The sequence below is a fragment of the Corynebacterium sp. H130 genome (assembly GCF_037572395.1).
Classification (GTDB): domain Bacteria; phylum Actinomycetota; class Actinomycetes; order Mycobacteriales; family Mycobacteriaceae; genus Corynebacterium.
This window is the reverse complement of record NZ_JBBHLA010000006.1, coordinates 112,385-137,368: the sequence shown is the minus strand read 5'-3', so window position 1 is coordinate 137,368 and position 24,984 is coordinate 112,385. Positions and strand designations below refer to the sequence as shown.

The window sequence follows — 24,984 nt, the reverse complement described above, 5'->3', positions numbered from 1 at the left end:
CACTGTAGTCCTTAGATAGAGATGCGTCCCTCTACGGCAGGAAGTGCGATGTCGCTGCGGTAGTGAGAGCCATCCAACTGGATATCCTTGATCACGGCATAGGCGGCGTCGCGGGCGTCGGCAAGCGTTGCGCCGGTGCCGATCACGTTGAGCACGCGACCACCAGCGGAGACCAGCTTGCCATCCTTCATTGCGGTGCCGGCGTGCAGGACAGCTTCGGAGTCGGCGCCGATGATCTCGTCGCCCGTGCGTGGGGACTCTGGGTAACCATTTGCAGCCAGTACAACGGTCAGCGCGTAACCATCCTCCCACTCAAGTGGTGGCTGCTCTGCGAGGGTGCTGGTGGCCACGGAGTTCAACAGGGTGCCGAGCGGGGTCTTGAGCAGTGCGAGGACGGCCTGAGTTTCAGGGTCGCCGAAGCGGCAGTTGAACTCGACGACGGCGATGCCTTCCTTACCCCAGGCCAGGCCGGCGTACAGCAGACCGGAGTACGGAGTACCGCGTCGGACCATTTCCTTCGCCACTGGGACGCAGACCTCGTCGACGATGCGCTGCACGCCATCCTCAGGAAGCCAAGGCAGCGGGGTGTACGCGCCCATGCCACCGGTGTTTGGGCCTTCGTCGTTGTCGCCGACCCGCTTGTGGTCCTGCGCTGGAATGAGCGGAACCACGGTCTCGCCATCCACCAAGCAGAACAGGGAAACCTCTGGGCCATCCAGGTAGGACTCGAGGAGAACTGGGTTGCCAGCCTCGTGCACATCCAGGACGTGCTGCTTTGCTGCTGTCTTCTCCGGGGTCACCACAACGCCCTTGCCACCGGCAAGGCCATCATCCTTGACCACCCAGATTGGGCCGAAGCGATCAAGAGCAGCATCGATGTCCGCTTCCGAGGCGCCTGGCTCAAGGATCTCGGCGTGCGCGGTCTTGACGCCCGCAGCAGCCATGACATCCTTAGCAAAGGCCTTAGAGCCCTCGATCTGGGCAGCTTCCTTGGAAGGGCCGAATACCGCGATGCCAGCCTCGCGCAGGGCGTCAGCAACGCCAGCAACAAGAGGGATCTCAGGGCCAATAACAACCAGATCCACGCCCAGCTCCTGAGCGAGCTGAGTCATCTCCGCAGGAGAATCAACCTTTCCGGCATGCAGCGTGGCAAGGGAAGCCATGCCAGCGTTGCCCGGGACTACGTGCAGTTCAGTAACAGATGGGTCCTTGGACAGTCCAAGCAAAAGGGCGTGCTCACGGGCGCCCGAGCCGATTACGAGAATGCGCATGGCTTCATCCTAGTTCAGCTACCCTGGTGGGTATGAGTAGCGTATTTACCAAGATCATTGAAGGCGAACTGCCAGGGCGTTTCGTGTACCGCGATGACAAGGTCGTTGCCTTCCTCACCATCGAACCACTTGCCTATGGCCACACCTTGGTCGTTCCTATCGAAGAAGTAGACAAGTGGACCGATCTCTCCCCTGAGCTGTGGGCACACCTGAACATGGTTGCTCAAAAAGTCGGACAGGCTGTGATCAAGGCTTTCGGTTCCCAGCGCGCCGGATACATCATCGCCGGCTTCGACGTCCCGCACACCCACATTCACGTCTTCCCAACCAACGCAATGGGCGACTACGACTTCCGCAAGGCCATGGCCATGGACGCAACAGACCCAAAGCTGATGGACGATGCCGCCGAAAAGATCAAGGCTGCTCTGGCTTCCGCGTAGGGGCCGACTCCCCTCCCCCATTAATTCCCCGGACGTGCCGGTGGTCGTCTTACACGGCACGCTCGGCTCACCGGGCAACTTCGAACGCCTCGCCCACGCATTGGCGGCACAAGGTCGCCGAGTCATCGGTTTCGAATACGGTGACCGCGGCACCGCCGATCTCGCACGCAGCACCGCCGAGGTTGCCGATTTCCTCGGCCAATTCGAGCTTGTCGACGTCATCGGCCACTCACTCGGCGGGCTCATGGGACTTCGCGCTGCCCACATCCACGGCAACGTCCGCACCCTGATCGGCCTAGGAGCCGCGTGGCGCGGCGTTCCCGCTACTCCTTTCCCGCGCCTGCTCGAATGGGTCGCAGGACCTGCCTTCCGACAGCTACAAACACGCTTCGAAGCGCGCGTTCCCGCACGCACGCGGGTCGTGTCAATCATTTCCGATGCCGACACCGTCGTCCCTGCCTGGTCAAGCACACTCGGCGAAATCATCAGGCTGTCTGGGGTGCATCATGCGCACCTGCCGAATCAAGTGGAAGTCATCGCCAAGGCGTTGAAATCTTTCCCCCAAAAGGACTGACTTTCAGGCGTTTTCCCAGGACGACTGGTCCAAATAGGGGATGTTTTTCCTGAGGCCGGAAATCTTTCCCCCATTTGGACACGTTTTGAAGCAAAACGCCAGGACGCCTGGCCCAAATACGGGAAAGATTTCTAGGCGGCGAGCTTGGGAAGACATACCCGGAACACGGTTCCGACCCCGAGCTCCGACTCGACGGTGACAGTTCCCTTGTGCGCTTCGACTAGAGACTTCACGATGGCCAGCCCCAGTCCGGATCCGCCGGTCTCGCGGGAGCGCGACGTGTCGGAACGGTAGAAGCGTTCGAAGACGTGCTCGGCGTCCTTTGGGGTCATGCCAACACCGTCGTCCTTGACGTTGATGCAGACCTTGTCGTCGGTCGTCGCAATTTCGATTTCTGCTGTGGCTTCCTGACCACCGTGCGTTAGAGCATTGTTGACCAAGTTGGTGATCACGCGGTGGAGCTTTTGGGCGTCGCCGTTGACCAGCGGAATGTCTTCCGCCCGGTTGAACACGGTGATCTTTCGATCTGGGTGGGCTACCCGCAGCGAAGAGGTGACGGATACGGCCAGTTCAAATACATCGACCGTGCGGAACTCGGCTGGAGTTCCTTCGGCGCGCGTCAAGGAGAGCAGGTCTTCCACCAGGTAGTTCATGCGGCTAGCTTCGTCGGAAATTTTGCCCAGTACTTTGTCGATGTCCGGCATCGCGCCCGACTTGTACAGTTCGGTGTAGCCACGCAGCGACGTGAGCGGGGTGCGCAGTTCGTGGGAGGCGTCGCCGACAAAGCGTCGCATTTGCTCTTCTTGCGCGTGTGCTTCCTCCACAGATGCCTGCAGGCGGCCAAGCATCGAGTTGAGTGCGAGCGACAGCTGCCCCACCTCGGTGGAGGTGTTGGCGTCTGGGACGCGTCGGTCGAGGTCGCCTCCTGCGATGGCGACGGCGGTCTTTTCGACGTCCCTGAGTGGTCGCAGAGACGACCGCACGGCGAAGTACGCGATGAGCGCCAACACGATTAGCACGAGAATGCCAATGGTCACCTGTGTGAGCATGAGCTGTTCAATGATGCGGTCTTCGCGAGCCAAGCTCAATGCTACGACGGTGAAAACGCCGTCCTCTTCACGTGCGACAACGCGCCATCTGGTGGCGTTGCCATCCGATGAGGCCGTGCTGACGGTGACTGGCCCCACGCCCGCTTTGATGTCTTTGAGTTCGGGCGCGCTTTCAGAGTCGTTGACGATGATGCGTGAGCCGTCCGAGTAGACCTTCTGGACATAGAAGTCGCTCGGTGGTCGGGCGCTGGCGGGGTCGGGGCGCAGAAAGTCGTTTCTGGCGGCCCAGCCCTGCGAGGCTTTCATCAAATCTTGGTCAACGCGGTTGATCGTGAAGTCACGCATGATCGAGCTGACGGCGATGGCGCTGGCGCCAAGACCGCAGCCCGAAATCACCACCACGATGAGCACCAACCAGGTGCGCAGCGGGATGCTGCTGGACACTCGATACATTTACTGCCGTGGCTTACGCAATACGTAACCGACGCCGCGAACAGTCTGGATCAGCGGAACGTCGCCCGTATCAATCTTGCGGCGCAGGTAGGAAATGTAGGACTCGACGACGTTGCCGTCGCCACCGAAGTCGTAGTGCCACACGTTGTCCAGAATCTTGGCCTTGGACAGCACGACCTCTGCGTTGAGCATCAGGTAACGCAGCAGGTTGAACTCAGTTGGAGACAACTCGACCAGTTCGCCACCCTTGGTGACTTCGTGGGTGTCGTCATTGAGGACGAGGTCAGCGTAGGTGAGGACAGAGCTAGTCTGCTCATCCTCGGTGATCACAGAGCCACGTCGCAAAATCACGCGCAGACGGGTGATGACTTCTTCCAAAGAAAATGGCTTGGTGACGTAGTCATCAGCACCAATGGTGAGGCCGTGGATACGGTTTTCTACGGCATCCTTAGCCGTCAGGTACAGCACTGGGCCGTCGAATCCTTCAGCACGCAGCTTCGAAAGCAGCTCAAAGCCGTCGATACCTGGGAGCATCACGTCGAGGATGAACGCCTCAGGGCGGAACTCGCGGGCAACGCGAAGCGCGTCAGTGCCGGAAGCGGCGGACGCAACATCAAAACCCTGGAACTTCAGGCTGACGGTGAGCAGCTCGACGATATTTGGCTCGTCGTCTACGACAAGCACTTTTACACCTTGGTCACTCATGACATCTACTTTCGTCGAAAACGTGCAGTTCTTTCGATCCAGTAAAGGCGATCGCCCTACCTCGGATCTGAACGTTTACTGTACGCTTCCTGTGAGAGTAAGTGCCGTGACTAGCACCACTGAACGTCCTCCAGATCCACGCCTTCCTGTTTTGCCTGCGCTTCCACCAATTCCAATAGGTAATCCTGCTTGCCGGCATACGCCTGATGAAAGCGTTCATCTGCCACATACATCCGCGCCAAGCACACCTGCTTGTGGGGAGTGCACTCGTACCACTGCGAGATTTGTGCGCGATGCCGAAGCACCAGCTCGCGCGCAGCCTCGCTGCCTGGCTGAATTCCTTGACTATGGGCGTCGACAAGCGCGGCGGTAAAGGCCTCCATTTCCACCTTCACGGCAGCCCAGTCCGCTTGGCTCATCGACTGTTGTTTACGCTGCGCCTGTTGCCACTCCGGGGTGTCGCCCCAGCGCTGCTCAGCTTCGTCGGCGTACTGGTTCCAATCGCCCATAGCCTCGATCTTTTCTTGCATGGTCATCTCCTTTTCGAGCATTGCGGTGACTGCGCCATGCATCTGACGCAGGCGAGCGATTTGGCGGGCGAGGTGCTCCTGCTGTTTGATCAGGCGATCTCTGCTGGGTGCCCCGCTGACAATCTCGGCAATGTCCTTCAGGGGCATCCCGGTTTCGCGATACACGAGGATTTCGAGTGCGGCCTCCAAGTCTTCCTCGGTGTACAGGCGATAGTCGGCCCAGCTTCGGTAGCTCGGCACGAGCAACCCAATGTCTTCCCAATGTCGCAGCGTGCGGGCGGATACGCCGAGCACCTCTGCAGCCTGTCCGATAGTCAATTCGCTCACGTGATTTAGCCTCCACCTTTACGCTACGACAAGGTCAACTCATCGAGCGCGTTTGCACCGGTCAGGTTAAAGTTTTGCGCATGCAAACCAAAAAGCCCGTGTTTTCCTGGGCATTGTGGGACTGGGGTTCCGCAGCATTCAACGCCGTGCTGGTCACCTTCGTCTTTTCCGTTTACCTCACCAGCTCCGTAGGTAAAGAGATTCCGGACGCCACCGGCAAGTACAGCTTCATCATGGCAGTGGCCGGCGTAGCGATCGCGGTGTTTGCCCCGGTACAGGGTCGCCTTTCCGACGTCCGCGGCACCCGTCGTCGTAGCGTCCGCCTGTGGACCCTCGTCACATTTGTCCTGATGGCAGCGCTGTTTTTCGTCCGCAATGACGCCCCCTCCTACTTCTGGATCGGCGCCGTCATCATGGCTGTCGCGTCCGTGACCTTCCAGTTCGCCGAGGTCCCCTACTTCGCAATGCTCCGCCAAGTCTCCACCCCCGCCAACGTCGGCCGCGTCTCGGGCATCGGCTGGGCGGCCGGTTACTTCGGCGGCATCTTCCTGCTCCTGGCCTGCTACGTCGGCTTCATCGCGGGCGATGGCGGCCTTTTGGGCTTATCGACGGCCGGAGGCTCCAACATCCGCTTTGTCGCCGTCTTCGCCGCAGTCTGGTTCCTCATTTTCGGTCTGCCTGTGATGTTCCGTGTCCCGGAGATCTCACCTGATCCAACTGCAGGACCAGTAGGTTTCCTCGACTCCTACCGGCAGCTCTTCGCTGAAATCCGCGACTTGTGGCACACCGATCGCAACGCGATTTGGTTCCTCCTCGCAGCAGCAGTGTTCCGCGATGGCCTCGCCGGTGTCTTTTCTTTCGGCGCCATCCTTGCCGTGTCCGTTTATGAAATCAATGCCTCTGACGTGCTCCTCTTCGGCGTCGCAGCCAACGTCGTGAGCGCTATTGGTGCCGTTGTTGCCGGATTCCTCGACGACCACTTCGGCCCCAAGCCCGTCATCATGTTCTCGCTGATCTGCATGATCATCGACGCTGTCGTGCTATTCCTCGTGTCCGGACCGACAATGTTCTGGATCTTCGGCCTCATCCTCTGCTTGTTCGTCGGGCCGGCACAATCTGCTGCAAGAACCTTCCTGACCAGGGTTTCCCCCGAAGGACGCGAAGGCCAAATGTTCGGCCTCTATGCCACTACCGGACGCGCGGTAAGCTGGCTCGCCCCAACCGCTTTTGGCGCATTCGTGTTCCTCTTCGGCAGCGACCGCGGCGGAATCCTCGGCATCGGCCTAATCCTGCTGGTCGGCTGCGTCCTCCTGGCAATGGTGAAGGCGCCGCAGGTTCGCCAGTAGGTTACTTATCCGGGGCTTGCCGGGGTTCCTGGTCTCCGGTTCTGCCTTGGCATTCCCTTCCCTTCCGTCCCCTTCCCTCCCCGGAGGAATCTGACACCTGGAACAAATTCCCCCGGCTTCCAAGCCCAAAACCCCAGCTAGCAAACCAGCTACCAGCGGATATTCAGCAAGACGCCCCAAATTCCCCCGGGACAACCGGAGAAACAAACCAAAATCAGCCACCAGCCCAGGCGCCCAGAAACCTCCCGGAGGAATCTGACATCCGGAACAAATTCCCCCGACCGCCAAGCCCAAAACCCCAGCTAGCAAACCAGCTACCAGCGGATATTCAGCAAGACGCCCCAAATTCCCCCGGGACAACCGGAGAAACAAACCAAAATCAGCCACCAGCCCAGGCGCCCAGAAACCTCCCGGAGGAATCTGACATCCGGAACAAATTCCCCCGACCGCCAAGCCCAAAACCCCAGCTAGCAAACCAGCTACCAGCGGATATTCAGCAAGACGCCCCAAATTCCCCCGGGACAACCGGAGAAACAAACCAAAATCAGCCACCAGCCCAGGCGCCCAGAAACCTCCCGGAGGAATCTGACATCCGGAACAAATTCCCCCGGCTTCCAAGCCCAAAACCCCAGCTAGCAAACCAGCTACCAGCGGATATTCAGCAAGACGCCCCAAATTCCCCCGGGACAACTGGAGAAACAAACCAAAATCAGCCACCAGCCCCAGGCGCCCAGAAACCTCCCGGAGGAATCTGACACCCGCAACAAATTCCCCCGGCCTCCAAGCCCAAAACCCCAGCTAGCAAACCAGCTACCAGCGGATATTCAGCAAGACGCCCCAAATTCCCCCGGGACAGTAGACACAAAAGCGCCCGCAAGATTTCTCTCGCGGGCGTTTTCAAGGAAACTAGACGTCGCGTGCGATGAGCTCGTCGAGGCCCAGCGGGTGGATCAGGTATGGAGCAATCTCTAGGACGGTGAATGCGCCGGAAGCACCGGACTGTGCGAGGCGGTGTGCCGCACGGCCGTAGGCAACCATGACACCTGCGGTGAAGTCTGGGTTGCGATCCAGCTTCAGGGTGTACTCGATGAGGTGGTTGGATTCGCCAATCTTGCCTGCGGTAACAACGTGGCCACCGTGTGGCATGCCGGTGTGCTCTGCGTCGAAGACTTCGTCAGAGATGAAGTTGACCTCAACCTCGTAGCCAACGAAGTAATCCGGCATGGTGCGGATGGTGTTTTCGATTGCCTCGAGGTCTGCACCTTCTTCAGCAACGATCCAGCACTGACGCAGGTGAGCGTTCTTGCCGGTGATGTCCTGGCCTTCGCCGCGGCGAGCCTTGTCGAGCGCGTCTTCCGCAGGGATGGTGTACTGGACAGCCTTCTTCACGCCCTCGATGCGACGGAGTGCATCGGAGTGCCCCTGGGAAAGACCTGGACCCCAGAAGGTGTGCTGATCGTATTCAGGCATGACTGCGGATGCGTAGGTGCGGTTCAGGGAGAACATGCCTGGGTCCCAGCCGGTGGAGATGACGGATACGTGGCCAGATTCCTTGGCTGCTGCATCCATTTCTGCACGGTGGCGAGGGATTTCGTTGTGATTGTCATAGGTATCAACCGTGTTGTACAGCTTGGCCAGGCCGGCTGCCTGCTCTGGCATGTCGGTTGCGGAGCCGAGGCACATGTAGAGGACGTCAATTTCGTCGGCATGCTTCTCGACGTCTGCAACCGGAATCACTCGGGCATCGGTGTCCAAAGATTCGCGGCGGGAGAACACTCCAACGAGGTCGATATCAGGCTGAGCAGCGATGACCTTTTCTACGCTCTTGCCCAGATTTCCGTAGCCAATGATTGCGGCACGAATGTTGCCCATGTGTGTTCCTTTCCACGTACGAGCATGTTTTTTAGGATTTTTATCCTACAGACTGCACGATTATTCGGGCCATTTTATTCAAGAACCCCTGCATAAAATTAAGTTTCACTTAACTGCGTTAATGAGAATTTGCCGAATGTTTGAAATGTCACGGACGCGGTATGTTTCTCAAATTCGCAGTAGCCAAGTCGTACATTCGTCCCACCCCTCCTTCAAACACCGTTCGGCTAGCGGCCTTAGAAAAACCGAGAATCTGTTCAAATGTGATGTTCGGAGGGATCGAGAGCGCGTTGGGATCCGTAACGACGTCGACAAGCACTGGCCCATCAATGGCAAGTGCCTCGGCAAGCACGGCGCGGAGATCGGCGGGATCCGTGACCCGGAAAGCCCTGATGCCCATGGCGGAGGCAATCGCCGCGAAGTCCACGCCAGCATGGTCAGTTTCAAACTCAGGGTAGCCCTGTACCAGCATTTCCAACTTGACCATGCCCAGTGATGAGTTGTTGAACACCACCGTTTTGATAGGGAGTTGGTGCAGCTTGACGGTGAGAAGTTCGCCTAGCAACATGCCGAGCCCACCATCACCTGACATCGAGATCACCTGACGGGAACGGTTCGAAGCGGCTACACCAATTGCATGTGGCAGAGCGTTAGCCATGGTGCCGTGCCGGAATGAGCCGATGAGCTCGCGTTTTCCAGCAAAGTTGTTGATGTATCGAGCCGCCCAGACGTTACACATGCCCGTGTCTACAGTGAACACAGCATCATCATCGGCGAGTTCATCGAGCAGATCCGCGACTAGCTCAGGGTGAATTGGAGTGTGCTTCTGGTTCTTCGAGGTATATGCCTCCACCACAGTCTCCAATTTGCGATGATGCTCGCGCAGCATCTTGTCCAAGAACCCACGATCCTCCTTGGTCACCACGTGCGGCAAAATGTTCTCGATTGTCGCCGCCACGTCACCGACGACCGGATATTTGACAGTCGTGCGACGACCAATTGCAGCACCGTCGATATCCACCTGCGCCACATTCTTCTTAGGCAAGAACTCGGAGTACGGAAAGTCAGTTCCAAGCAATATCAACAGGTCGGCATCGTTCGTAGCATCGTGACAGGCACCATAACCCAACAATCCAGACATGCCCACATCGAAAGGATTGTCGTGTTGGATGTACATCTTGCCACCCAGGGCATGCCCAATTGGGGCCTTGATCTTTTCCGCCAGCGCAAGCACTTGGTCGCGGGCATCCTTGCAGCCTGCACCACAAAACAGCGCCACTGTATCTGCATCATTGATCGCCTCGACAAGTGCCGCGGCTTGTACGGGGTGCGGATAGCTGATGGGCTTTTCGACGGCCATCGTTGATGCCACAAACCCGTCATCTTCGGCTTCCTGCATGGAAATATCCCCCGGAAGCACCAGCACCGAGACTCCTCGCCCAGCCAAGGTTGACTGCACCGCATGATGCAAGATTCGCGCTCCTTGCCCCGGCGCGTTGACCATTTCGCAGTAACCAGAGCATTCCGCAAAGATCAGCTCAGGATGAGTTTCTTGGAAGAAACGTGAGCCGATCTGTGGGCTTGGGATGTGGCTTGCCAAAGCCAACACTTTGGCACCGTTGCGGTGGGAATCATATAGCCCCTGGATCAGATGCGTATTTCCAGGGCCACAAGAAGCTGCACACACAGCGAGCTTCCCCGTCATCAATGATTCTGCTCCTGCAGCGAAGGCAGCTGCCTCTTCATTCCGGACGTGGACCCATTCAATTGAGGATTCACGAACGGCATCAGAAATCGGGTTGAGGCTGTCTCCAACCAGGCTGAAGATACGCTCCACACCGTAACTTTCCAAGGCTTTCACTAGCTGTTGAGCGAAAGTTGTAGCCAAGAGAACACCACTCCAATCAAAGGGTTTGCTTTGCACCCCAGTGTGGTGTCATATGTGCGTTCTTGCCACGTGCCCCTGACTGCCCTACTAGAAAAGTAGGTGATGACCAGCACTTTCCCGTATGGTCACAATCCGATCAACTAGCTACAGGCACTTCAACCACAAAGATAGATCGAGCTCCCGTTCCCACTTCTCCCCCACCCCTGGCATGGTCCCAACGAATTCAAAGCCGAACTTGCGATGCAAGGCAATGGACGCTTCGTTTTCAGCTTCAATGGAGGCCACCATTCGTCTGAGGTGAGCCTGCTTTGCGGCGTCGATAAGCGTGCTCATCAGCGCCGAGCCGACGCCCTTGCCCGCTGCGGCCGGGCTGATGTAAATGGAGTCTTCGACAGTGAAGCGGTAGGCGGGGCTGTCACGCCACGGCCCGTAGCCGGCGAAACCGACAACTCGGCCGTCTAACTCAGCGACGAACGCGGTGTGGGTGCGGATCCAGTCCACGCGGTTGGAGACGGGAACAGGCTCCGGAAGCCAGGACGCCACGGAGGTTTCAATCGCATGATTGAAGATTTCCGCCATCTCAGGTGCGTCTGATTCCAGAGCCTGTCTGATGATCATGAGCTGGAGACGAGACTTGAACTCGCAACCTACGCATTACAAGTGCGTTGCGCTACCGATTGCGCCACTCCAGCACGTGCCCGAGGCACGAGGTGAGATATTACCCGAAAGATGTACCCAGAACCAAGATTAGGCAAGGCACCTACAATGGCAGCGTTAGCCAAGGACAGGGAAAGGGTGGGACGTGCTTGAATTTTTCCGTGGACGCGGACGCATCGCCACAATTGACGCAGCGAAGGCTGCCCCGCCGCCATCCCCGCTCGCCCCGATTGATCTGACAGATCCCGGCCAGGTAGCGGGCGTGATGCATATTGCGGCTCGCATCGGCGATATCCTGCTGATGTCCGGCACTGGAAACAATGACACCAAGGCCCAGATCCGCGCGGTGACCAGCGCCTATGGCCTGCATTATGCACACGTGGACATCACGATGAACACCATCACCCTGTTCACACACATGGGCACCTTCAAGACCCCGGTGAGTGTGTTCCGTGTGGTCAATAGGTTGGGAACCAACTTCGGCCAGCTTGCCGAAGTCGACCGCCTGATCCGCTCGATTCAAGCCGGCGCCACTTCCCCTGACATGGCCGAGCAAATCCTCGACGAGATCATCTCCACCCGCCCGCAAGCCCGCTGGTGGCGATTCACCCTCGGCTGGGCACTCATGGCCGCCGCGGTTGCCGTTCTCCTCGGCGGTGGTTTGTTGGTTGCGGCGATCTCGCTGGTTGCGGGCGCAGTGATCATGGTGGGCAACGAATTTCTCGACGCCAAAGGCTTACCGCTTTTCTTCCAAAATATTTTCGGCGGTTTCGTGGCAACAGTGCCCGCAGCCGTTGCCTATGTCATTGCCATTAATCGCGGATTTGTGATCGCGCCAAGTCAGATTATTGCTTCGGGCATCGTGGTGATGCTCGCAGGCCTGACCTTGGTGCAGGCATTGCAGGATGGCATCACAGGAGCGCCCGTGACTGCGAGTGCTCGATTCTTCGAAACGATGCTGATGACCGGCGGTATCGTCGCGGGCGTGGCGATGGGTATCCAGGTATCCGATGCCCTAGGCATCCATTTGCCACCAATCCAGACGACGCCAGCTCCCAATTTCTCCTCGGCCACGGTCAAGGTGGTGTCGGGTGCCTTGGCCTCCGCGGCGTTCGCCGTGGCCTGCTTCGTGGAATGGCGCTCCATGTGGATCGCCGGGCTTACCGCCGCTGCCGGCTCCTCGGTGTACTACTTCCTGCTGATTCCAAACGGCGTCGGCCCCGTGGTTGGCATCGGCATCTCGGCCACGATCATCGGTCTTGCCGGTGGTTTGCTTGCTCGTCGATTCCTGATCCCACCACTCATCGTGTCCGTTTCCGGCATCACCCCATTGCTGCCCGGTTTGGCTATTTACCGAGGCATGTACGCCATCCTGAATGAGCAGCTGCTCATCGGTTTCACGAACATGGCTTTGGCTCTTGCAATCGCAACCTCGCTAGCCGCCGGCGTGGTGCTCGGCGAATGGATTGCCCGCAAGCTGCGCCGTCCGCCACGCTTCAACCCGTACCGGGCGTTCATCACCCGGCGACGCTTCTTCCACAAGCCACTGCCACAGGGTTAGATGGCGTAGGATAGAATGCCTACGTGCTCAGTTAGCTTTCGAATTCAGGAGGATCCTTGCCACCCAAGGTGACCGACACCCGCTCCGCTGCTGCCGAATACATGGTTGCTCTCGAGGAGGAAACCGCCCTCGCTGCCCGCCGGATCGTCGCAACGTACTCCACTGACTTCTTGGATGCCGTCACGCTGTCGTGCATGCTCGGTGTTGAGCCAGAGGGGCTGATTCATCGTCGCGTAGCCGCAGAATTCGAAGAAGCGACTCCAAAGAAGGCCACCAAGCGTACCCGCAAGAAGGCCACCACTAAGGCTGCAAAGAAGACTACCAAGAAGGCCACGAAGAAGGCTGCTGCAAAGAAGGCCACCAAGAAGGCCGCAAAGAAGGCTACGAAGAAGACGACCAAGAAGGCGTAGTCTGGCTGCATGGGTGGAAATAGCTTCGTCGTAGTTGCCAATCGCCTCCCCGTCGATCTCACCGCGGATGGAAGCTGGCAACCAAGCCCGGGCGGTCTTGTTACTGCCTTGAGTCCTGTGCTGGCGAAGCACCAAGGTTGTTGGGTTGGTTGGCCCGGCGTACCCGACCAATGCCCAGAGCCTTTCCGTACTGACAACGGAATTCTGCTCCACCCGGTTTCCCTTACTCAGAGCGACTACGAACTGTTCTACGAGGGCTTTTCCAATGCCACCTTGTGGCCTCTCTACCACGACCTGATTGTCACGCCGAAGTTCCACCGCCACTGGTGGGAGGCATACCGCGAGGTCAATCTCAAGTTCGCTGAAGCGGTCAGCAATGTCGCAGCCGAAGGCGCAACCGTTTGGGTTCAGGATTATCAACTGCAACTCGTGCCTGGTATCCTCCGCCAGATCCGCCCGGACCTGAAAATCGGCTTCTTCCTGCACATTCCATTCCCCGGCGCCGAGCTTTTCCGGCAACTGCCGTGGCGGGAAGAGGTCATGCGTGGCCTCCTCGGCGCGGACCTCATCGGCTTCCACAGCGTGGAAAACGCCAAGAATTTCCTTGCCCTCTCGGAGCAAATTTCCGGAGCGGCAGGATCCCATATTGGCCAGCCTGATGAGCTAGAAACGCAAGGAACGCCGTCGATACGCGCGGTTACCGCGTCGGTCAAGGCACCGGACGGCCGGGCCGTAGGGGTAGCTGCGTTCCCAATCTCGATCGATTCGGCTGAGGTTGCGCAGCTGGCGCAGCGCCCGTGCGATCTGAAGCAACGGCTGGGCAACAAGATCCTGATTTTGGGCGTCGACCGCCTTGACTACACCAAGGGCATTTTGCAGCGCCTGCTGGCGTTTGAGGAGCTGCTGGAGAGCAAGGCCATTGACCCTCGGGACGTGGTTTTTGTGCAGATCGCAACCCCTTCCCGCGAGCGCATTGACCACTACCGCAAGACCCGAATCCAGGTTGAGTCGGCTGTCGGCCGAATCAACGGTTTGTATGCAGAGGTTGGTTCGCCGGTGGTCCACTACATCCACCGCAGCGTGCCAAAGGATGTGCTGATGGGCTACTACGCGGCTGCCGATGTCATGCTGGTCACTCCTTTGAAGGACGGCATGAATCTGGTGGCCAAGGAATACGTGGCCTGCCACGAAGACTCCGGCGCGCTTGTGCTCAGTGAGTTTGCCGGTGCAGCAGTAGAGCTGGGCGAAGCCTACTTGACCAACCCACACGATCTTGAGTCGGTCAAGCGCCAACTGCTGTCCGCCATCAACGACGTTGCCTCCGGAGCGGAGGACTCCCGCGAACGCATGCGCGTCCTGCACCGACAGGTCATGGAACACGACGTCAATCTGTGGGCGAACAGCTTCCTCTCTGCTTTGGAGGAGCACTAAACATGCGCAAACTCCTCGCTGCTCTAGCCTGCGCCTGCGCGCTGTCAGCATGCTCGACGGACATTCCGATGTCCACAACATGGCAGATCACGAACGTGTACGTGAGCGACCAGTTCCCGTCGCAGGTCCCCGAGCCTGCCTACCTGGTCTTTGGCGGCTCAACCGTCACTGGTTCCACCGGTTGCTCTCAAATCCAGGGCCGGGTGCACTTTAGCCCGAATGCGGACCAGCCAGAGAAGGCATCGTTCAGCGACATGAACTTCCAGGACCCCACGTGCGAGGGCAGCCAGCGTTTCTTTCACGATCAGCTGACGAATCTCCTCGCCGGCGAGTTCGAAGTGAAGAAGTCAGGCGACGAATTGTTGCTCACCAAGACCGGGGAATTTGACCGCCAAGGTGTCCGCTTGGTGGCTTCCAACTAAGTTGGAGTGCATGACAAGCTACTCCTCCCCCGCTGACATCACCTCCGCCCTCACCCGGGTTGCAGGCGCTCCGACGCTGCTAGTGGTGTCCGACTTCGACGGCACGCTCGCAGGCTTTTCCACCGACGCCTTGCACGTGCCCGTCAACCGGGAATCAATCGCAGCGCTCCAGGCGCTTGGCAACCTCCCCAACACCCACACAGCGATCCTCTCCGGTCGTCACCTCGCCGGACTCGCGCAGGTGGCGGGCGATGTCGGAGACATCCAACTCGTGGGCAGCCACGGCGCCGAAGGTATCACCCTCACCTCCGAACAGAGCGAGAAGCTAGAACAACTCACCGGCCAGCTTGAAGCGCTTGTCGACGGCATCGACGGCGCCTTCATTGAACACAAGCCAGTCCACCGGGTGCTGCATTACCGAAAGGTGTCCCCTGACCTGCACGAAGGCCTCGTGGAGCGCGCCACCGCACTCGCCACCGACGGCGTACACCTGACCCACGGCAAATGCATAGAGGAGTTTTCGGTCCTCGACGTCACCAAGGGCACCTGGATCACCCAGGCCAGGGAGAACTACTCCGCGGATGCCGTCGTGTTCCTCGGCGATGATTTCACGGACGAAAACGGCATGCGCGCCCTAGGGCCGAATGACCTCGGCGTCCGCGTGGGCGATGGCGAAACCCTCGCACACCTGCGTGTCACTGACGTTGACGCTGTCGAAACGTTTCTGAAGGAACTGCTTCAGATGCGTCGCACACTCTCGCCTGCATAAAAGCGAGTCGGCAACACGATATTCTCCAGGTCCGGGGCGCGGTCGGACAGGTGGGCGTCGATAAGCCCGCCAAGCATGTGCCTAGCCGCAGCCCCCTTGTCCCGGTTCGGCTGGATCACGGTGGTCAGCCCACTTTTCAGCGCCGTCTCGATGCCATCGAAACCGGTGACGGACACCTCCGGCCGGTACTCGTGCACCGCCAGGGCCATCGAGTCGGTCGTGCACAGCACTGCGGTGAGGTCGGGGTGCGCCTCGAGGAGTTCGCGGGCTGCATCGAGATTGTTGGGGCGATCGTTGATGTACCGCTCCACGATCGGCACCTGTCGCGGATCGACGCCACCGGCCGCCAGCACCGCCAACGCCCCTTCCACACGAGCCTTCTGCACATGCAAGCTTGCCGACGCCAACCTCTCCGCAGACACTGGCCCATCGTTGCGCTGCCGATCAAGGCGAATACACAAAATGCCGATCTTGCGGTGCCCAGCGTCAAGCAGCGCCTGCGCCGCCGGTGCGATCGCATGATAGTCATCGATTCCCACCCACGGCAGCTCCGAATTAGTCGGCTGATCTACAACTACAACCGGCAACTTTCGCGAAACCGCTGCCTGCAAGTATGGATCCTCCGCAGCAACCGAATACACCACAAAGCCGTCCACCACGGCCTGGCCGACCAACAAATGCGGATCGACGCCTCCCGAAGGGCCCGCTGGGATGAGCGTCAGCGACGTCCGATCCTCCTGGGAAGCCGCCGCCATGCCCGCGAGGAAATCCACCGATGCCAAGTCCTCAAACGCATAGGTGAGGTCATCAGTAAAAAGCACGCCGATCGTGCCGATGCGCCTCGTGCGCAGGGAACGCGCAGCGGGGTCGGGACCGGGATAACCCAGTCGCTCGGCGGTCGCAAGGATCTTTTCTCGGAGAGCAGGAGATAGCTGATCAGGGCGGTTGTATGCATTCGACACACTCGTGCGAGAAACACCAAGTTCAGCTGCGAGCGAAGCAAGTGTTCCTCGGGCAGTCATGCGTTTGGGCATGCAGAAAGACTATCACGAAATCTTTCCCCTAATTGGACAAGAATTTTCCCATTTCTGCAGGTGAGCTTGCCCAAACAGGGGATGTTTTTCACCCGGCCGACACCAATTTTCCAACAACCCACCCTTATTGAAAAATTACCCCCATAAGGATTTGACAGCATTTCCCATTAGGGGTGTGATAGGGCCATGACTCATTTCCCAAAGAGATTGTTCAGTTCTGCACTCATTGCCATCACCGCTGCTGGCCTGACCGCATGCTCGGCCGGAAATGACCAGGCCAAGGATGAGGACAGCATCAAGATCGTGGCTTCCACGCAGGTGTGGGCAGATGTTGTGGACGCAATGACGGACGATCCAAAGGTGAAGATCGAAGCGATCGTCAAGGGAAACGACACCGATCCGCATTCGTTTGAGCCTTCCGCCATGGACATGGCAAAGGCCGAAGAAGCCGACATCATCGTTGTCGGCGGTGGCGGCTACGACTCGTGGCTTTACTCCAAGGTCGACGAAAAGAAGGTCGTTCACGCGCTTGAGCTCAGTGAACACGACCACGATCACGACCATGGCGAGCACGGCCATGGCGAGCACGGCCACTCCGAAGAGGCTCATGCCGATCATGGCCACGCTGAGCACGGCCACGCTGAGCATGGCCACGCTGAGCACGGCCACTCTGAGGACGCTCACGCCGGCCACGACCACGGCCCAGTGGCACAAGGAGCCGAGGAGAATGAGCACGTTTGGTACAACACCAGCGCGCTGACCCAGGTCGTGGAGGACACTGCCAAGGCTATCCAGGAGAAGGACTCCTCTGTTGCGTTGAACGTTGATGCAGCTAAGGCGAAGATCGATGGGCTGGACAAGCAGATCCACGCTCTCCCTGAGGCAAAGATCGCCCAGACTCACCCAATCGCAGACCACATCCTGCTGCACACCCACATGACTGACATCACCCCAGCGGGCTACCGCGCCACGACCCTGAGCGAGTCCGAGCCAGCAGCTGCTGATGTCAATGCTTTCCTCGAGCTGATCAACTCCGGCGAGGTCCAGCTGCTCGTGGACACCCCACAGACCAAGACCCCGTACTCCACCCGCATCCGCGAGGCAGCCGAGGCAAAGCACATCCCAGTGATCGAGGTAGCGGAAACCCCAGATCCAGGCACCAACTTCTTTGATTTCTTCTCCAAGACCGTGAAGGAATTCCAAGATGAAGCTGGCCACGTCGGCCACAGCCACTAGTTGAGATATCCTCAATACCGTGCTTGTGAAATTCACCGACGCGGCGGTGACCCCGCTATGGAGCGATCTCAACTTTGAGGTCGCTCCTAGTGAGTTCATCGCCATCCTCGGCCCCAACGGCGCCGGGAAATCCACCCTGCTTCACACCATTTTGGGCACCCGCGATCTCTCCGCCGGTGGCGTTGATGTAACCGGGCGGATTGGCTTCATCCCGCAGCAGCGAATGTTCCCCATGGACCTGCCGATGCGCGCAAAAGACCTGGTGGGACTGTCGCTCGCGCACGGCGTGTTGCGGGACCGACGGGCGTCGAAAAGCGCGGTGCTCGACCTGCTGCGCGAAGTCGGCGGCGAACATCTCGCGGACATGCGCGTGGGCAAAATGTCGGGTGGCCAGCAACAGCTGGTGCGGCAGGCGCAGGCCCTCGCCAACAACCCTGATCTGCTGCTTTGCGACGAACCCCTCCTCTCCCTCGACCCAGGCGCGCAGCAACGCACCGTTGCGCTTCTCGACGCCCGTCGGCAAGAACACGGCACGGCGGTCCTCTTCGTCACCCACGGCATCAACCCGATCCTGAACGTAGTGGATCGTGTGCTCTACCTCGGCCCCTATGGACACACTCTCGGGCCGGTTGAGGAAGTTATGCGCTCGGAAGTGCTGTCTGAGCTGTACCGAGCCCAGGTGGAGGTCATCAACGTCAACGGCCGATTGGTTGTGGTCTAATGCTGGAACAAACCCTCTACCTGCTGAATGTCGAGTTTGTGCAGACAGCACTCATCGCCGCTGCTCTACTGGGTATTGTCTCGGGAGTCATGGCGCCACTGATTGTGCTGCGCCAAATGTCGTTTTCCGTGCATGGCACCTCTGAGCTGGCCCTAATGGGCGCGGCTGCTGCGCTATTGCTCGGCCTCAACGTCGGCGTGGGCGCCATCGTGGGCTCTGTCGTGGCGGCCATCGTGTTGGCGCTGCTCGGAATGAACCAGCAAGACAGCGCCGTCGGCGTGGTGATGAGCTTCGGCATGGGCCTCTCAGTGCTGTTCATCCACCTCTACCCCGGAAAATCATCCACCGCCTTCTCCTTGCTAACCGGCCAAATTGTCGGCGTTTCCGGAAATTCTTTGTGGCTACTAGCTGCCGTCGTTGCTTTCGTGGTGATCGCCGTCGCCTTGCTTTGGCGCCCGCTGCTCTTCGCTTCCGCCGACCCAATCATCGCAGCGGCGGCCGGCATCAAGGTTCGCTGGATTGCGGTTCTCTTCGCTGTCTTGGTCGGCCTCACCGCCGCCCAATCTGTGCAGATCGTTGGCGCTCTCCTGGTGATGGCGCTGCTCATCACCCCGGGTGCCGCTGCTGTTCAGATCACCTCGAACCCAGTGAGCGCTGTGTTGTGGTCCCTGCTCTTCGCAGAGGTATCCGCAGTTGGTGGCCTCGTGCTATCCCTCGCACCGGGCCTCCCAGTCAGCGTCTTCGTGACCTCAATTTCGTTCCTGATCTACCTCATTTGCCGCGTTATCGGCTGGCGAAAAGGAAAGGTAGTGCAAGTGCGTGAGGCAGAGGCCTGCTGCGCCCACTAGTGGTGGGGCCAATCTGGAATCACTGCGGGCTCGTTTTCCTAGCTACCTTCTCAAACCGTGAGTTTAGGAACCCGAGTTTCGGGTAAAAATCCCCGAAAAAGCACGACTTAGCTCCGAAACTCGGGTTCCTAAATTCACACTTCACGCGGGGAGCCCTGCATCGCCTTGGCCCGCAACACAAAACCGCCAGATGCAACGTCGATACGCTGCATCTGGCGGGTTATTACCGCGGGAGCTACTTCGCTACGCGGCGCTGCCTTGCGAACTCGCTCAGCACAACGCCTGCTGCCACTGCGGCGTTGAGGGATTCAACCCAGCCTTCCATCGGGATGGACATGATGGTGTCGCATGTTTCGCCGACCAGGCGGGAGATGCCCTTGCCTTCGGAGCCAACCACGATAACCACTGGATCGGTGCCGTCGTAGGTGTCCAGGGTGTGATCGCCACCGGCGTCGAGGCCTACGACCTGGTATCCGGCCTGCTGGAGGCGCTTGAGCGTGCGCACAAGGTTCACCTCGCGGGCGACCGGCAGACGCGCTGCGGTTCCTGCAGAGGTTCGCCAGGTCACAGCGGTGACGGAAGCGGAGCGACGTTCAGGGATGATAACGCCGTGGCCGCCAAAGGCAGCAACAGAGCGGATCACCGCGCCGAGGTTGCGTGGGTCGGTGATGTTGTCGAGCATGACGATCATGCCTGGTTCGCCGGACTCGTTCACGCGGTCGATGAGGTCGTCCACGGTGGCGTACTTGTATGGTTCGACGACGAGGCCGATGCCCTGGTGCAGCATGTTGCCCGTCATGCGGTCCATTTCATGCTTCGCTTTCTCGATCACCGGGATGGCACGGTTGTGCGCCAGGTACACGGCCTCGGATAGACGGTCGTCCTTGGCGGTACCTTCGGCGATGTACAGGGCGGTGGCAGGCACCTTGGCGTGCAGACACTCGACAACAGGGTTGCGGCCCACGACGAACTCGTCTTGTTCCTTCTCGTGGCGGCCCTGTGCACGTCGTTCAGCAGCCTTCTTCGCCTTGTACTTTGCGTGGTACTCGCGGTCCTCAGCCTTTGGCGTCGGCCCCTTGCCGCGGAGGGAGCGTCGGGCCTGCCCACCAGTGCCCTTGACCATGCCCTTTTTATTGGACTTGCGGACCGCGCCACGTCGTTGATCGTTACCAGCCATGTTGTTTCCTTAAGATAGCGACCACTGTGGGCCGTCTGGGGTGTCGGTGACCTCGATGCCTGCCTCTGCCAAGCGGTCACGCACTTCGTCGGCGGTTGCCCAGTCCTTTTCGGCGCGCGCCTTCGTGCGACGGGCCAGCTCTGCCTCAACGAGGACGGACAGCGCGTGGTCACCACCAGCATTGCTTTCCGACGCCCACTGCTCAGATTGCGGGTCAACACCAAGAATCGCCATCATTGCACGAACTTGGCCGGCGAGCCTAATTTGCTCTTCCTTGTCATTGGTCGAGTTCGCAGCACGCACGGTGTTGTGGATCTCGGCAAGCGCCTTAGGCACGGAAATATCGTCATCCATCGCAGCCTCGAACGCAGGGGTCCAGGTGGTCTTCTCCACCTTGCCGACGCGCTCCAGCAAGGACTCGATACGGCGGTAGCCGGCGGCTGCTTCCTTGAGCGCGGCCTCGGAGTACTCCAGCATGCTGCGGTAATGCGCGGAGCCGAGGTAGTAGCGCAGTTCCACTGGGCGCACGATCTCGAGGATGTTCGGCACAGACAGTACGTTGCCGAGGGATTTGGACATCTTTTCGCCGGACATCGTCACCCAGCCGTTGTGCATCCAGTAGTTGGCAAAACCATCGCCAGCTGCGTGAGCCTGAGCGATCTCGTTCTCGTGGTGAGGGAACTGCAGGTCAAGGCCACCGCAGTGAATGTCGAAGGTGCCACCGAGGTACTTGGTTGCCATGGCGGTGCACTCGATGTGCCAGCCTGGACGGCCCCGTCCCCATGGGGTTGGCCAACTTGGTTCGCCTGGCTTGGCTGCCTTCCACATGGCGAAGTCGCGTGGATCGCGCTTGCCGGTGACGTCGGTCTCCCCCTGGTCCATCTCATCGAGCTTCTGGCCCGAGAGCTGACCGTAGCCCTCGATGGTGGTTGGGGTGGCGTAGACGCTGCCGTCAGCTGCGTAGCCGTGTCCGTTGTCGATGATCCGCTGCATGTACTCGACCATTTCGGTCACGTGGCCAGTGGCGCGAGGCTCGATGCTTGGCGGACGAACGCCGAGCTGGTCGTATGCCCACTGGAAGTGGCGCTCATGCGTTGCTGCCCATTCCCACCACGGCCGGCCGTTTTCCTCGGCCTTGCGGAGGATCTTGTCGTCGATGTCGGTGACGTTGCGAACGAAGGCAACGTCGAGGCCTTTGGCTTCCAGCCAGTTGCGGAGGATGTCGAAGGCGACACCAGATCGGACGTGTCCGATGTGCGGAATCGATTGCACGGTGGCACCACACAGGTAGACGGATGCGTGCCCTTCCTTTACTGGAACGAACTCACGGAGGCTACGGGTGTTGGTGTCAAAAATGCGTAAAGTCACGTGATTTAGTCTAGCGGTTGCTAACGACTTTCTTTGAAGACAACCGCCGTCGCAATGGCAGCGCGTCCCTCTCCTCTGCCAGTGAAGCCCATGTGGTCAGTGGTGGTGGCGGAAACGGATACTGGAGCGCCAAGGAGCTCGGACATCACCTTTTCCGCTTCGGCACGGCGAGGCCCCATCTTTGGGGTCTGGCCGATGAGCTGCGCAGCCACGTTGCCAACGACGAAGCCTTCTTTGTCCAACAGCTCGCGGACCTCGCGGATTAGCTGAGCACCGGACACTCCGTCGTATTCAGGTCGGCCAACACCGACGAAGGAACCGAGGTCACCGAGCCCAGAGGCGGACAGCAGGGCGTCGACAACCACGTGGGCAACCACGTCGCCATCGGAATGCCCCTCGCAGCCATCCTGGCCTTCAAACAGCAGGCAAGCGATCCAACATGGCTTGCCTTGCTGAATCTGGTGAGCGTCGCTGGCAATTCCCACCCGCGGGATCAAGTTATTCACTAGGCACCTCAAAGATCGTTGGTTCGGCGTCATCGGTGATGACCTGGGCTAGGACCATGTCCATCGGTGTTGTCACCTTGAAGGCCATCGGATCGCCTTGCACGGTCACCACTTCCCGACCCGCCCATTCCATCAAACTGGCGTCATCTGTCGGGACGAAGTCGAAGGTACCCGCAAAGAACTTCTCGTTCACGGCCTTCAGTGCGGCCAGGTCAAAGCCCTGTGGCGTCTGCACCGCCCGCAGCGTAGCGCGGTCGGGCGTATCGACGACCACAGCACCATCTACTTGTTTAATTGTGTCCGCGACTGGCACAACAGGGATAACCGCTTCGCTACCAGCGAGAACCTCTCTCGCGACTCTGGCGATCATGCCCGGAGGGGTCAGCGCCCTGGCGGCGTCGTGGATGAGGACCACTCGGTCGTCGATAAGCGTTTGCAGCCCTTGCCAGATACTGTCGGCGCGCTCGCCGCCGCCGTGGACGAGTCGGATGGGGACGCCGGCGTCGAACATGCCACGTTTGGTGAGCAGTTCGCGGGCGTAGTCTTCAATGTCTGGGCTGACCAGGACGATGATGTCATCGACCACGGCCGAGTTGATCATGGCTTGGATGCTGCGCTCGAGAAGAGTTTTTCCGCGCAGCGAGACAAAAGCCTTCGGGATCGGCGCGCCGAGGCGAGTGCCTTTGCCGGCGGCGGCGATCAGTGCGGTGACGGGGCGACTAGTCTTCGTCGTCGAAGTTGAGGTCATCGAGGTCAATATCCTCTTCCAGAGGGGCAACCTTTTCCGGTTCATTGCCTGCTGCGCGGTGGCGCTCGATGGTGGCGTCCATCTCCGCGAGCACTTCGTCGGCCTTTGCCTCATCGACGGTCTCCGCGAGCGCGAGCTCACCGACGAGCACCTGGCGGGCCTTCACCAGCATGCGCTTCTCACCAGCGGAAAGGCCACGATCCTGGTCGCGACGCCACAGATCGCGCACGACCTCGGCAACCTTGTTCACGTCACCGGAAGCAAGACGCTCCTGATTAGCCTTGTAACGACGGGACCAGTTACCCGCTTCTTCAACGTCGGTTTCACGCAGGACGGAAAAGACCTTCTGCAGTCCCTCTTCGCCCACAACATCGCGCACGCCAACGAGCTCAGCGTTCTTTGCTGGGACGCGGACAACGAGATCAGACTGGCGGATTTGCAGAACCAGGTAGTCCATCATCTTGCCGCCAAGCTCGCGCTGCTCAATGGCCTCAATCTGCGCTGCGCCGTGATGCGGATAGACGACAGTGTCCCCGACCTTGAATTCCATATCCACTCCCGTTTGAAACATTGAAGACAGTGTCAGTCATTCTACCACGGCGGATTATCCGCTTGATTACCACCAATGAGGTGTGATTTTGGGGTGAAACCACCAGTTAGACTGGAATCGAGTGTGTGTTTCCCCACGCTGGGGGCTAAACTAGCTATTCGACAAATAACTTGCCCAAAAGCCTCAGATGGGGGACGTATCCAAGTGATGATCTTCAAGACTGCCCGCCGCTCCGTTCTCGTTGCCGTAGCAGGCGCAGCCGCAATTGCACTCTCCGCTTGCAGCGCAGGCCAGATCACCCAGACCGCTGACCAGGTTGCCGCAGTGGACGGCGCAGGCGCCAACACTGAAGACAAGACCGTGGCCGTGCGCGACGTCACCGTCATCGTCAACGAAGATCAGACCGCTGGCCTGAAATTCACCGCAGTTAACACCGATACCTCCGGCAAGGAGCACGCTCTGAAGTCCGTGAAGGTTGACGGCAAGGACGTTGAACTCTCCGAAAAGCCGACCCTTAAGCGTAACTGCTCCGTTGTTGCCGACACCAAGGAAAACATCGAGAAGCTGACCAAGAACGAGCAGATCTGCATCACCTACATCGACACCAAGATCGAGAACAATGGCCTCGCCGTTGGTGGTCAGAAGCCAGTTGAGTTCACCTTCGACTCCGGCAAGATCGACCTCAAGGCCACCATCGCCACCAACCACAATGAGGATGGCCAGGACAACCGCGTTGAGGCTCCAAAGGCTCACTAATTCTTAACCTCTAGCAGGCGAAGACGCCCCCAGACGGGATGTCTTCGCCTGCTGTTGTTTTCAACAATAAGAACAAATTGCGCTTGCCGTTGTGATGCTGAAGCCGTTTTCCACTTTGACGAATCTGTTTTGACGAGGATTGCAGGATGGGCCGTGCAGCGCAATGTAGTGACCTTGAATCTTCGTCTAATCATTCTCGTCAAACTTAATGGGTTGTCAGAGCATGGATGGACGGCTGTGAATCCCACAGGATTGCCTGAGTCAGGACGAGCATCAAATGCGATCGCAAATATGAATCCCGCACAATAACATGCCGACTTTACTGCCCGTGACCT

The 24,984-nt window shown here is 59.2% G+C and carries 25 protein-coding genes and 1 tRNA gene; 12 read left to right on the top strand and 14 right to left on the bottom strand.

Annotated features, from left to right (window positions below):
- Window positions 1-11 precede the first annotated feature (11 nt).
- Window positions 12-1,271: a phosphoribosylamine--glycine ligase gene (gene purD / locus WG939_RS11750; RefSeq protein ID WP_339986028.1), complete on the bottom strand. Its 1,260-nt coding sequence runs from the start codon at window positions 1,269-1,271 to the stop codon at window positions 12-14.
- 32 nt (window positions 1,272-1,303) lie between these two features.
- Here purD and WG939_RS11745 point away from each other — a divergent pair, with 32 nt between their 5' ends.
- Both WG939_RS11745 and WG939_RS11740 read left to right on the top strand, forming a co-directional pair.
- Window positions 1,304-1,711 (top strand): HIT family protein, encoded by a 408-nt coding sequence (locus tag WG939_RS11745; RefSeq protein WP_339986026.1) that lies wholly within the window; start codon window positions 1,304-1,306, stop codon window positions 1,709-1,711.
- Window positions 1,712-1,745: 34 nt separating this feature from the next.
- Window positions 1,746-2,285, top strand: a complete 540-nt coding sequence (locus tag WG939_RS11740) for a lipase family alpha/beta hydrolase (RefSeq protein WP_339986024.1) — start codon at window positions 1,746-1,748, stop codon at window positions 2,283-2,285.
- Between the two features lie 131 nt (window positions 2,286-2,416).
- Here WG939_RS11740 and WG939_RS11735 read toward each other — a convergent pair whose 3' ends face one another.
- The 3 genes from WG939_RS11735 to WG939_RS11725 all read right to left on the bottom strand — a co-directional run bounded on the left by WG939_RS11735 (window position 2,417) and on the right by WG939_RS11725 (window position 5,349).
- On the bottom strand, window positions 2,417-3,787 hold the full coding sequence (locus tag WG939_RS11735; RefSeq protein ID WP_339986020.1) for a sensor histidine kinase: 1,371 nt from the start codon (window positions 3,785-3,787) through the stop codon (window positions 2,417-2,419).
- The gene (locus WG939_RS11730) at window positions 3,788-4,492 is read right to left on the bottom strand and encodes a response regulator transcription factor (protein WP_339986018.1); all 705 of its coding nucleotides are present in this window, start codon (window positions 4,490-4,492) and stop codon (window positions 3,788-3,790) included.
- Between the two features lie 110 nt (window positions 4,493-4,602).
- Window positions 4,603-5,349 carry a MerR family transcriptional regulator gene (locus WG939_RS11725; protein WP_339986016.1) on the bottom strand — a complete coding sequence of 249 codons (747 nt, stop codon included), beginning with the start codon at window positions 5,347-5,349 and terminating at the stop codon, window positions 4,603-4,605.
- An 80-nt stretch (window positions 5,350-5,429) separates the two neighbouring features.
- Between WG939_RS11725 and WG939_RS11720 the strand changes: the two genes are divergently transcribed.
- Window positions 5,430-6,695, top strand: coding sequence for an MFS transporter (locus WG939_RS11720; protein ID WP_339986014.1), 1,266 nt, complete (start codon window positions 5,430-5,432; stop codon window positions 6,693-6,695).
- A gap of 906 nt (window positions 6,696-7,601) precedes the next feature.
- Here the strand turns inward: WG939_RS11720 and WG939_RS11715 are convergent.
- The 4 genes from WG939_RS11715 to WG939_RS11700 form a co-directional block, all read right to left on the bottom strand.
- Complete coding sequence (locus WG939_RS11715; RefSeq protein WP_339986012.1) at window positions 7,602-8,567, bottom strand: diaminopimelate dehydrogenase; 966 nt, start codon at window positions 8,565-8,567, stop codon at window positions 7,602-7,604.
- Window positions 8,568-8,715: 148 nt separating this feature from the next.
- The gene (locus WG939_RS11710) at window positions 8,716-10,455 is read right to left on the bottom strand and encodes a pyruvate dehydrogenase (protein ID WP_339986009.1); all 1,740 of its coding nucleotides are present in this window, start codon (window positions 10,453-10,455) and stop codon (window positions 8,716-8,718) included.
- Between the two features lie 144 nt (window positions 10,456-10,599).
- Complete coding sequence (locus WG939_RS11705; RefSeq protein WP_339986007.1) at window positions 10,600-11,073, bottom strand: GNAT family N-acetyltransferase; 474 nt, start codon at window positions 11,071-11,073, stop codon at window positions 10,600-10,602.
- 1 nt (window position 11,074) lies between these two features.
- A tRNA-Thr gene (locus WG939_RS11700) sits at window positions 11,075-11,147 on the bottom strand.
- Window positions 11,148-11,257: 110 nt separating this feature from the next.
- Here WG939_RS11700 and thrE point away from each other — a divergent pair.
- Genes thrE through otsB form a run of 5 tightly spaced genes read left to right on the top strand, consistent with a single transcriptional unit; the run spans window position 11,258 to window position 15,705 of the window.
- On the top strand, window positions 11,258-12,673 hold the full coding sequence (gene thrE, locus WG939_RS11695; RefSeq protein ID WP_339986005.1) for a threonine/serine exporter ThrE: 1,416 nt from the start codon (window positions 11,258-11,260) through the stop codon (window positions 12,671-12,673).
- 56 nt (window positions 12,674-12,729) lie between these two features.
- A complete protein-coding gene (locus WG939_RS11690) occupies window positions 12,730-13,083 on the top strand; it encodes a hypothetical protein (RefSeq protein WP_339986003.1) in 354 nt (117 codons plus the stop codon).
- A 9-nt stretch (window positions 13,084-13,092) separates the two neighbouring features.
- On the top strand, window positions 13,093-14,514 hold the full coding sequence (locus tag WG939_RS11685; protein ID WP_339986001.1) for an alpha,alpha-trehalose-phosphate synthase (UDP-forming): 1,422 nt from the start codon (window positions 13,093-13,095) through the stop codon (window positions 14,512-14,514).
- 2 nt (window positions 14,515-14,516) lie between these two features.
- Window positions 14,517-14,936 carry an META domain-containing protein gene (locus WG939_RS11680; RefSeq protein WP_339985999.1) on the top strand — a complete coding sequence of 140 codons (420 nt, stop codon included), beginning with the start codon at window positions 14,517-14,519 and terminating at the stop codon, window positions 14,934-14,936.
- 10 nt (window positions 14,937-14,946) lie between these two features.
- Window positions 14,947-15,705: a trehalose-phosphatase gene (otsB, locus tag WG939_RS11675; RefSeq protein WP_339985997.1), complete on the top strand. Its 759-nt coding sequence runs from the start codon at window positions 14,947-14,949 to the stop codon at window positions 15,703-15,705.
- On the opposite strand, the gene WG939_RS11670 is transcribed toward otsB, so the two are convergent.
- Complete coding sequence (locus WG939_RS11670; protein WP_339985995.1) at window positions 15,675-16,739, bottom strand: LacI family DNA-binding transcriptional regulator; 1,065 nt, start codon at window positions 16,737-16,739, stop codon at window positions 15,675-15,677. The genes otsB and WG939_RS11670 overlap by 31 nt on opposite strands.
- Before the next feature lie 186 nt (window positions 16,740-16,925).
- Between WG939_RS11670 and WG939_RS11665 the strand changes: the two genes are divergently transcribed.
- The 3 genes from WG939_RS11665 to WG939_RS11655 are packed head-to-tail and all read left to right on the top strand — an operon-like array spanning window position 16,926 to window position 19,544.
- Window positions 16,926-17,975, top strand: a complete 1,050-nt coding sequence (locus tag WG939_RS11665) for a metal ABC transporter solute-binding protein, Zn/Mn family (protein ID WP_339985993.1) — start codon at window positions 16,926-16,928, stop codon at window positions 17,973-17,975.
- Between the two features lie 19 nt (window positions 17,976-17,994).
- Window positions 17,995-18,696 carry a metal ABC transporter ATP-binding protein gene (locus WG939_RS11660; protein WP_339985991.1) on the top strand — a complete coding sequence of 234 codons (702 nt, stop codon included), beginning with the start codon at window positions 17,995-17,997 and terminating at the stop codon, window positions 18,694-18,696.
- Entirely contained in the window at window positions 18,696-19,544 is an 849-nt protein-coding gene (locus WG939_RS11655; protein ID WP_339985989.1) for a metal ABC transporter permease, read from the top strand. The genes WG939_RS11660 and WG939_RS11655 overlap by 1 nt, the downstream gene beginning before the upstream one ends.
- 235 nt (window positions 19,545-19,779) lie before the next feature.
- Here WG939_RS11655 and rlmB read toward each other — a convergent pair whose 3' ends face one another.
- Genes rlmB through WG939_RS11630 form a run of 5 tightly spaced genes read right to left on the bottom strand, consistent with a single transcriptional unit; the run spans window position 19,780 to window position 23,893 of the window.
- A complete protein-coding gene (gene rlmB / locus WG939_RS11650; protein ID WP_339985987.1) occupies window positions 19,780-20,721 on the bottom strand; it encodes a 23S rRNA (guanosine(2251)-2'-O)-methyltransferase RlmB in 942 nt (313 codons plus the stop codon).
- 9 nt (window positions 20,722-20,730) lie between these two features.
- Window positions 20,731-22,089 carry a cysteine--tRNA ligase gene (cysS, locus tag WG939_RS11645; protein WP_339985985.1) on the bottom strand — a complete coding sequence of 453 codons (1,359 nt, stop codon included), beginning with the start codon at window positions 22,087-22,089 and terminating at the stop codon, window positions 20,731-20,733.
- A gap of 20 nt (window positions 22,090-22,109) precedes the next feature.
- A complete protein-coding gene (gene ispF / locus WG939_RS11640) occupies window positions 22,110-22,628 on the bottom strand; it encodes a 2-C-methyl-D-erythritol 2,4-cyclodiphosphate synthase (protein ID WP_339985982.1) in 519 nt (172 codons plus the stop codon).
- Window positions 22,588-23,343: a 2-C-methyl-D-erythritol 4-phosphate cytidylyltransferase gene (gene ispD, locus WG939_RS11635; RefSeq protein WP_339985980.1), complete on the bottom strand. Its 756-nt coding sequence runs from the start codon at window positions 23,341-23,343 to the stop codon at window positions 22,588-22,590. The genes ispF and ispD overlap by 41 nt, the downstream gene beginning before the upstream one ends.
- Window positions 23,315-23,893 (bottom strand): CarD family transcriptional regulator, encoded by a 579-nt coding sequence (locus WG939_RS11630; protein WP_339986102.1) that lies wholly within the window; start codon window positions 23,891-23,893, stop codon window positions 23,315-23,317. Before WG939_RS11630 ends, ispD begins: the two co-directional genes overlap by 29 nt.
- Before the next feature lie 207 nt (window positions 23,894-24,100).
- Between WG939_RS11630 and WG939_RS11625 the strand changes: the two genes are divergently transcribed.
- Window positions 24,101-24,649 carry a hypothetical protein gene (locus WG939_RS11625; protein WP_339985978.1) on the top strand — a complete coding sequence of 183 codons (549 nt, stop codon included), beginning with the start codon at window positions 24,101-24,103 and terminating at the stop codon, window positions 24,647-24,649.
- Window positions 24,650-24,984: the final 335 nt, after the last annotated feature.

Coding starts and splice junctions, on each gene's coding strand:
- purD (WP_339986028.1), bottom strand. CDS start 1,271: ATGCGCATTCTCGTAATCGGCTCGGGCGCCCGTGAGCACGCCCTTTTG.
- WG939_RS11745 (WP_339986026.1), top strand. CDS start 1,304: ATGAGTAGCGTATTTACCAAGATCATTGAAGGCGAACTGCCAGGGCGT.
- WG939_RS11735 (WP_339986020.1), bottom strand. CDS start 3,787: ATGTATCGAGTGTCCAGCAGCATCCCGCTGCGCACCTGGTTGGTGCTC.
- WG939_RS11730 (WP_339986018.1), bottom strand. CDS start 4,492: ATGAGTGACCAAGGTGTAAAAGTGCTTGTCGTAGACGACGAGCCAAAT.
- WG939_RS11720 (WP_339986014.1), top strand. CDS start 5,430: ATGCAAACCAAAAAGCCCGTGTTTTCCTGGGCATTGTGGGACTGGGGT.
- WG939_RS11715 (WP_339986012.1), bottom strand. CDS start 8,567: ATGGGCAACATTCGTGCCGCAATCATTGGCTACGGAAATCTGGGCAAG.
- WG939_RS11705 (WP_339986007.1), bottom strand. CDS start 11,073: ATGATCATCAGACAGGCTCTGGAATCAGACGCACCTGAGATGGCGGAA.
- WG939_RS11685 (WP_339986001.1), top strand. CDS start 13,093: ATGGGTGGAAATAGCTTCGTCGTAGTTGCCAATCGCCTCCCCGTCGAT.
- WG939_RS11680 (WP_339985999.1), top strand. CDS start 14,517: ATGCGCAAACTCCTCGCTGCTCTAGCCTGCGCCTGCGCGCTGTCAGCA.
- otsB (WP_339985997.1), top strand. CDS start 14,947: ATGACAAGCTACTCCTCCCCCGCTGACATCACCTCCGCCCTCACCCGG.
- WG939_RS11670 (WP_339985995.1), bottom strand. CDS start 16,739: ATGCCCAAACGCATGACTGCCCGAGGAACACTTGCTTCGCTCGCAGCT.
- WG939_RS11665 (WP_339985993.1), top strand. CDS start 16,926: ATGACTCATTTCCCAAAGAGATTGTTCAGTTCTGCACTCATTGCCATC.
- WG939_RS11655 (WP_339985989.1), top strand. CDS start 18,696: ATGCTGGAACAAACCCTCTACCTGCTGAATGTCGAGTTTGTGCAGACA.
- rlmB (WP_339985987.1), bottom strand. CDS start 20,721: ATGGCTGGTAACGATCAACGACGTGGCGCGGTCCGCAAGTCCAATAAA.
- ispF (WP_339985982.1), bottom strand. CDS start 22,628: ATGACGCCGAACCAACGATCTTTGAGGTGCCTAGTGAATAACTTGATC.
- ispD (WP_339985980.1), bottom strand. CDS start 23,343: ATGACCTCAACTTCGACGACGAAGACTAGTCGCCCCGTCACCGCACTG.
- WG939_RS11630 (WP_339986102.1), bottom strand. CDS start 23,893: ATGGAATTCAAGGTCGGGGACACTGTCGTCTATCCGCATCACGGCGCA.
- WG939_RS11625 (WP_339985978.1), top strand. CDS start 24,101: ATGATCTTCAAGACTGCCCGCCGCTCCGTTCTCGTTGCCGTAGCAGGC.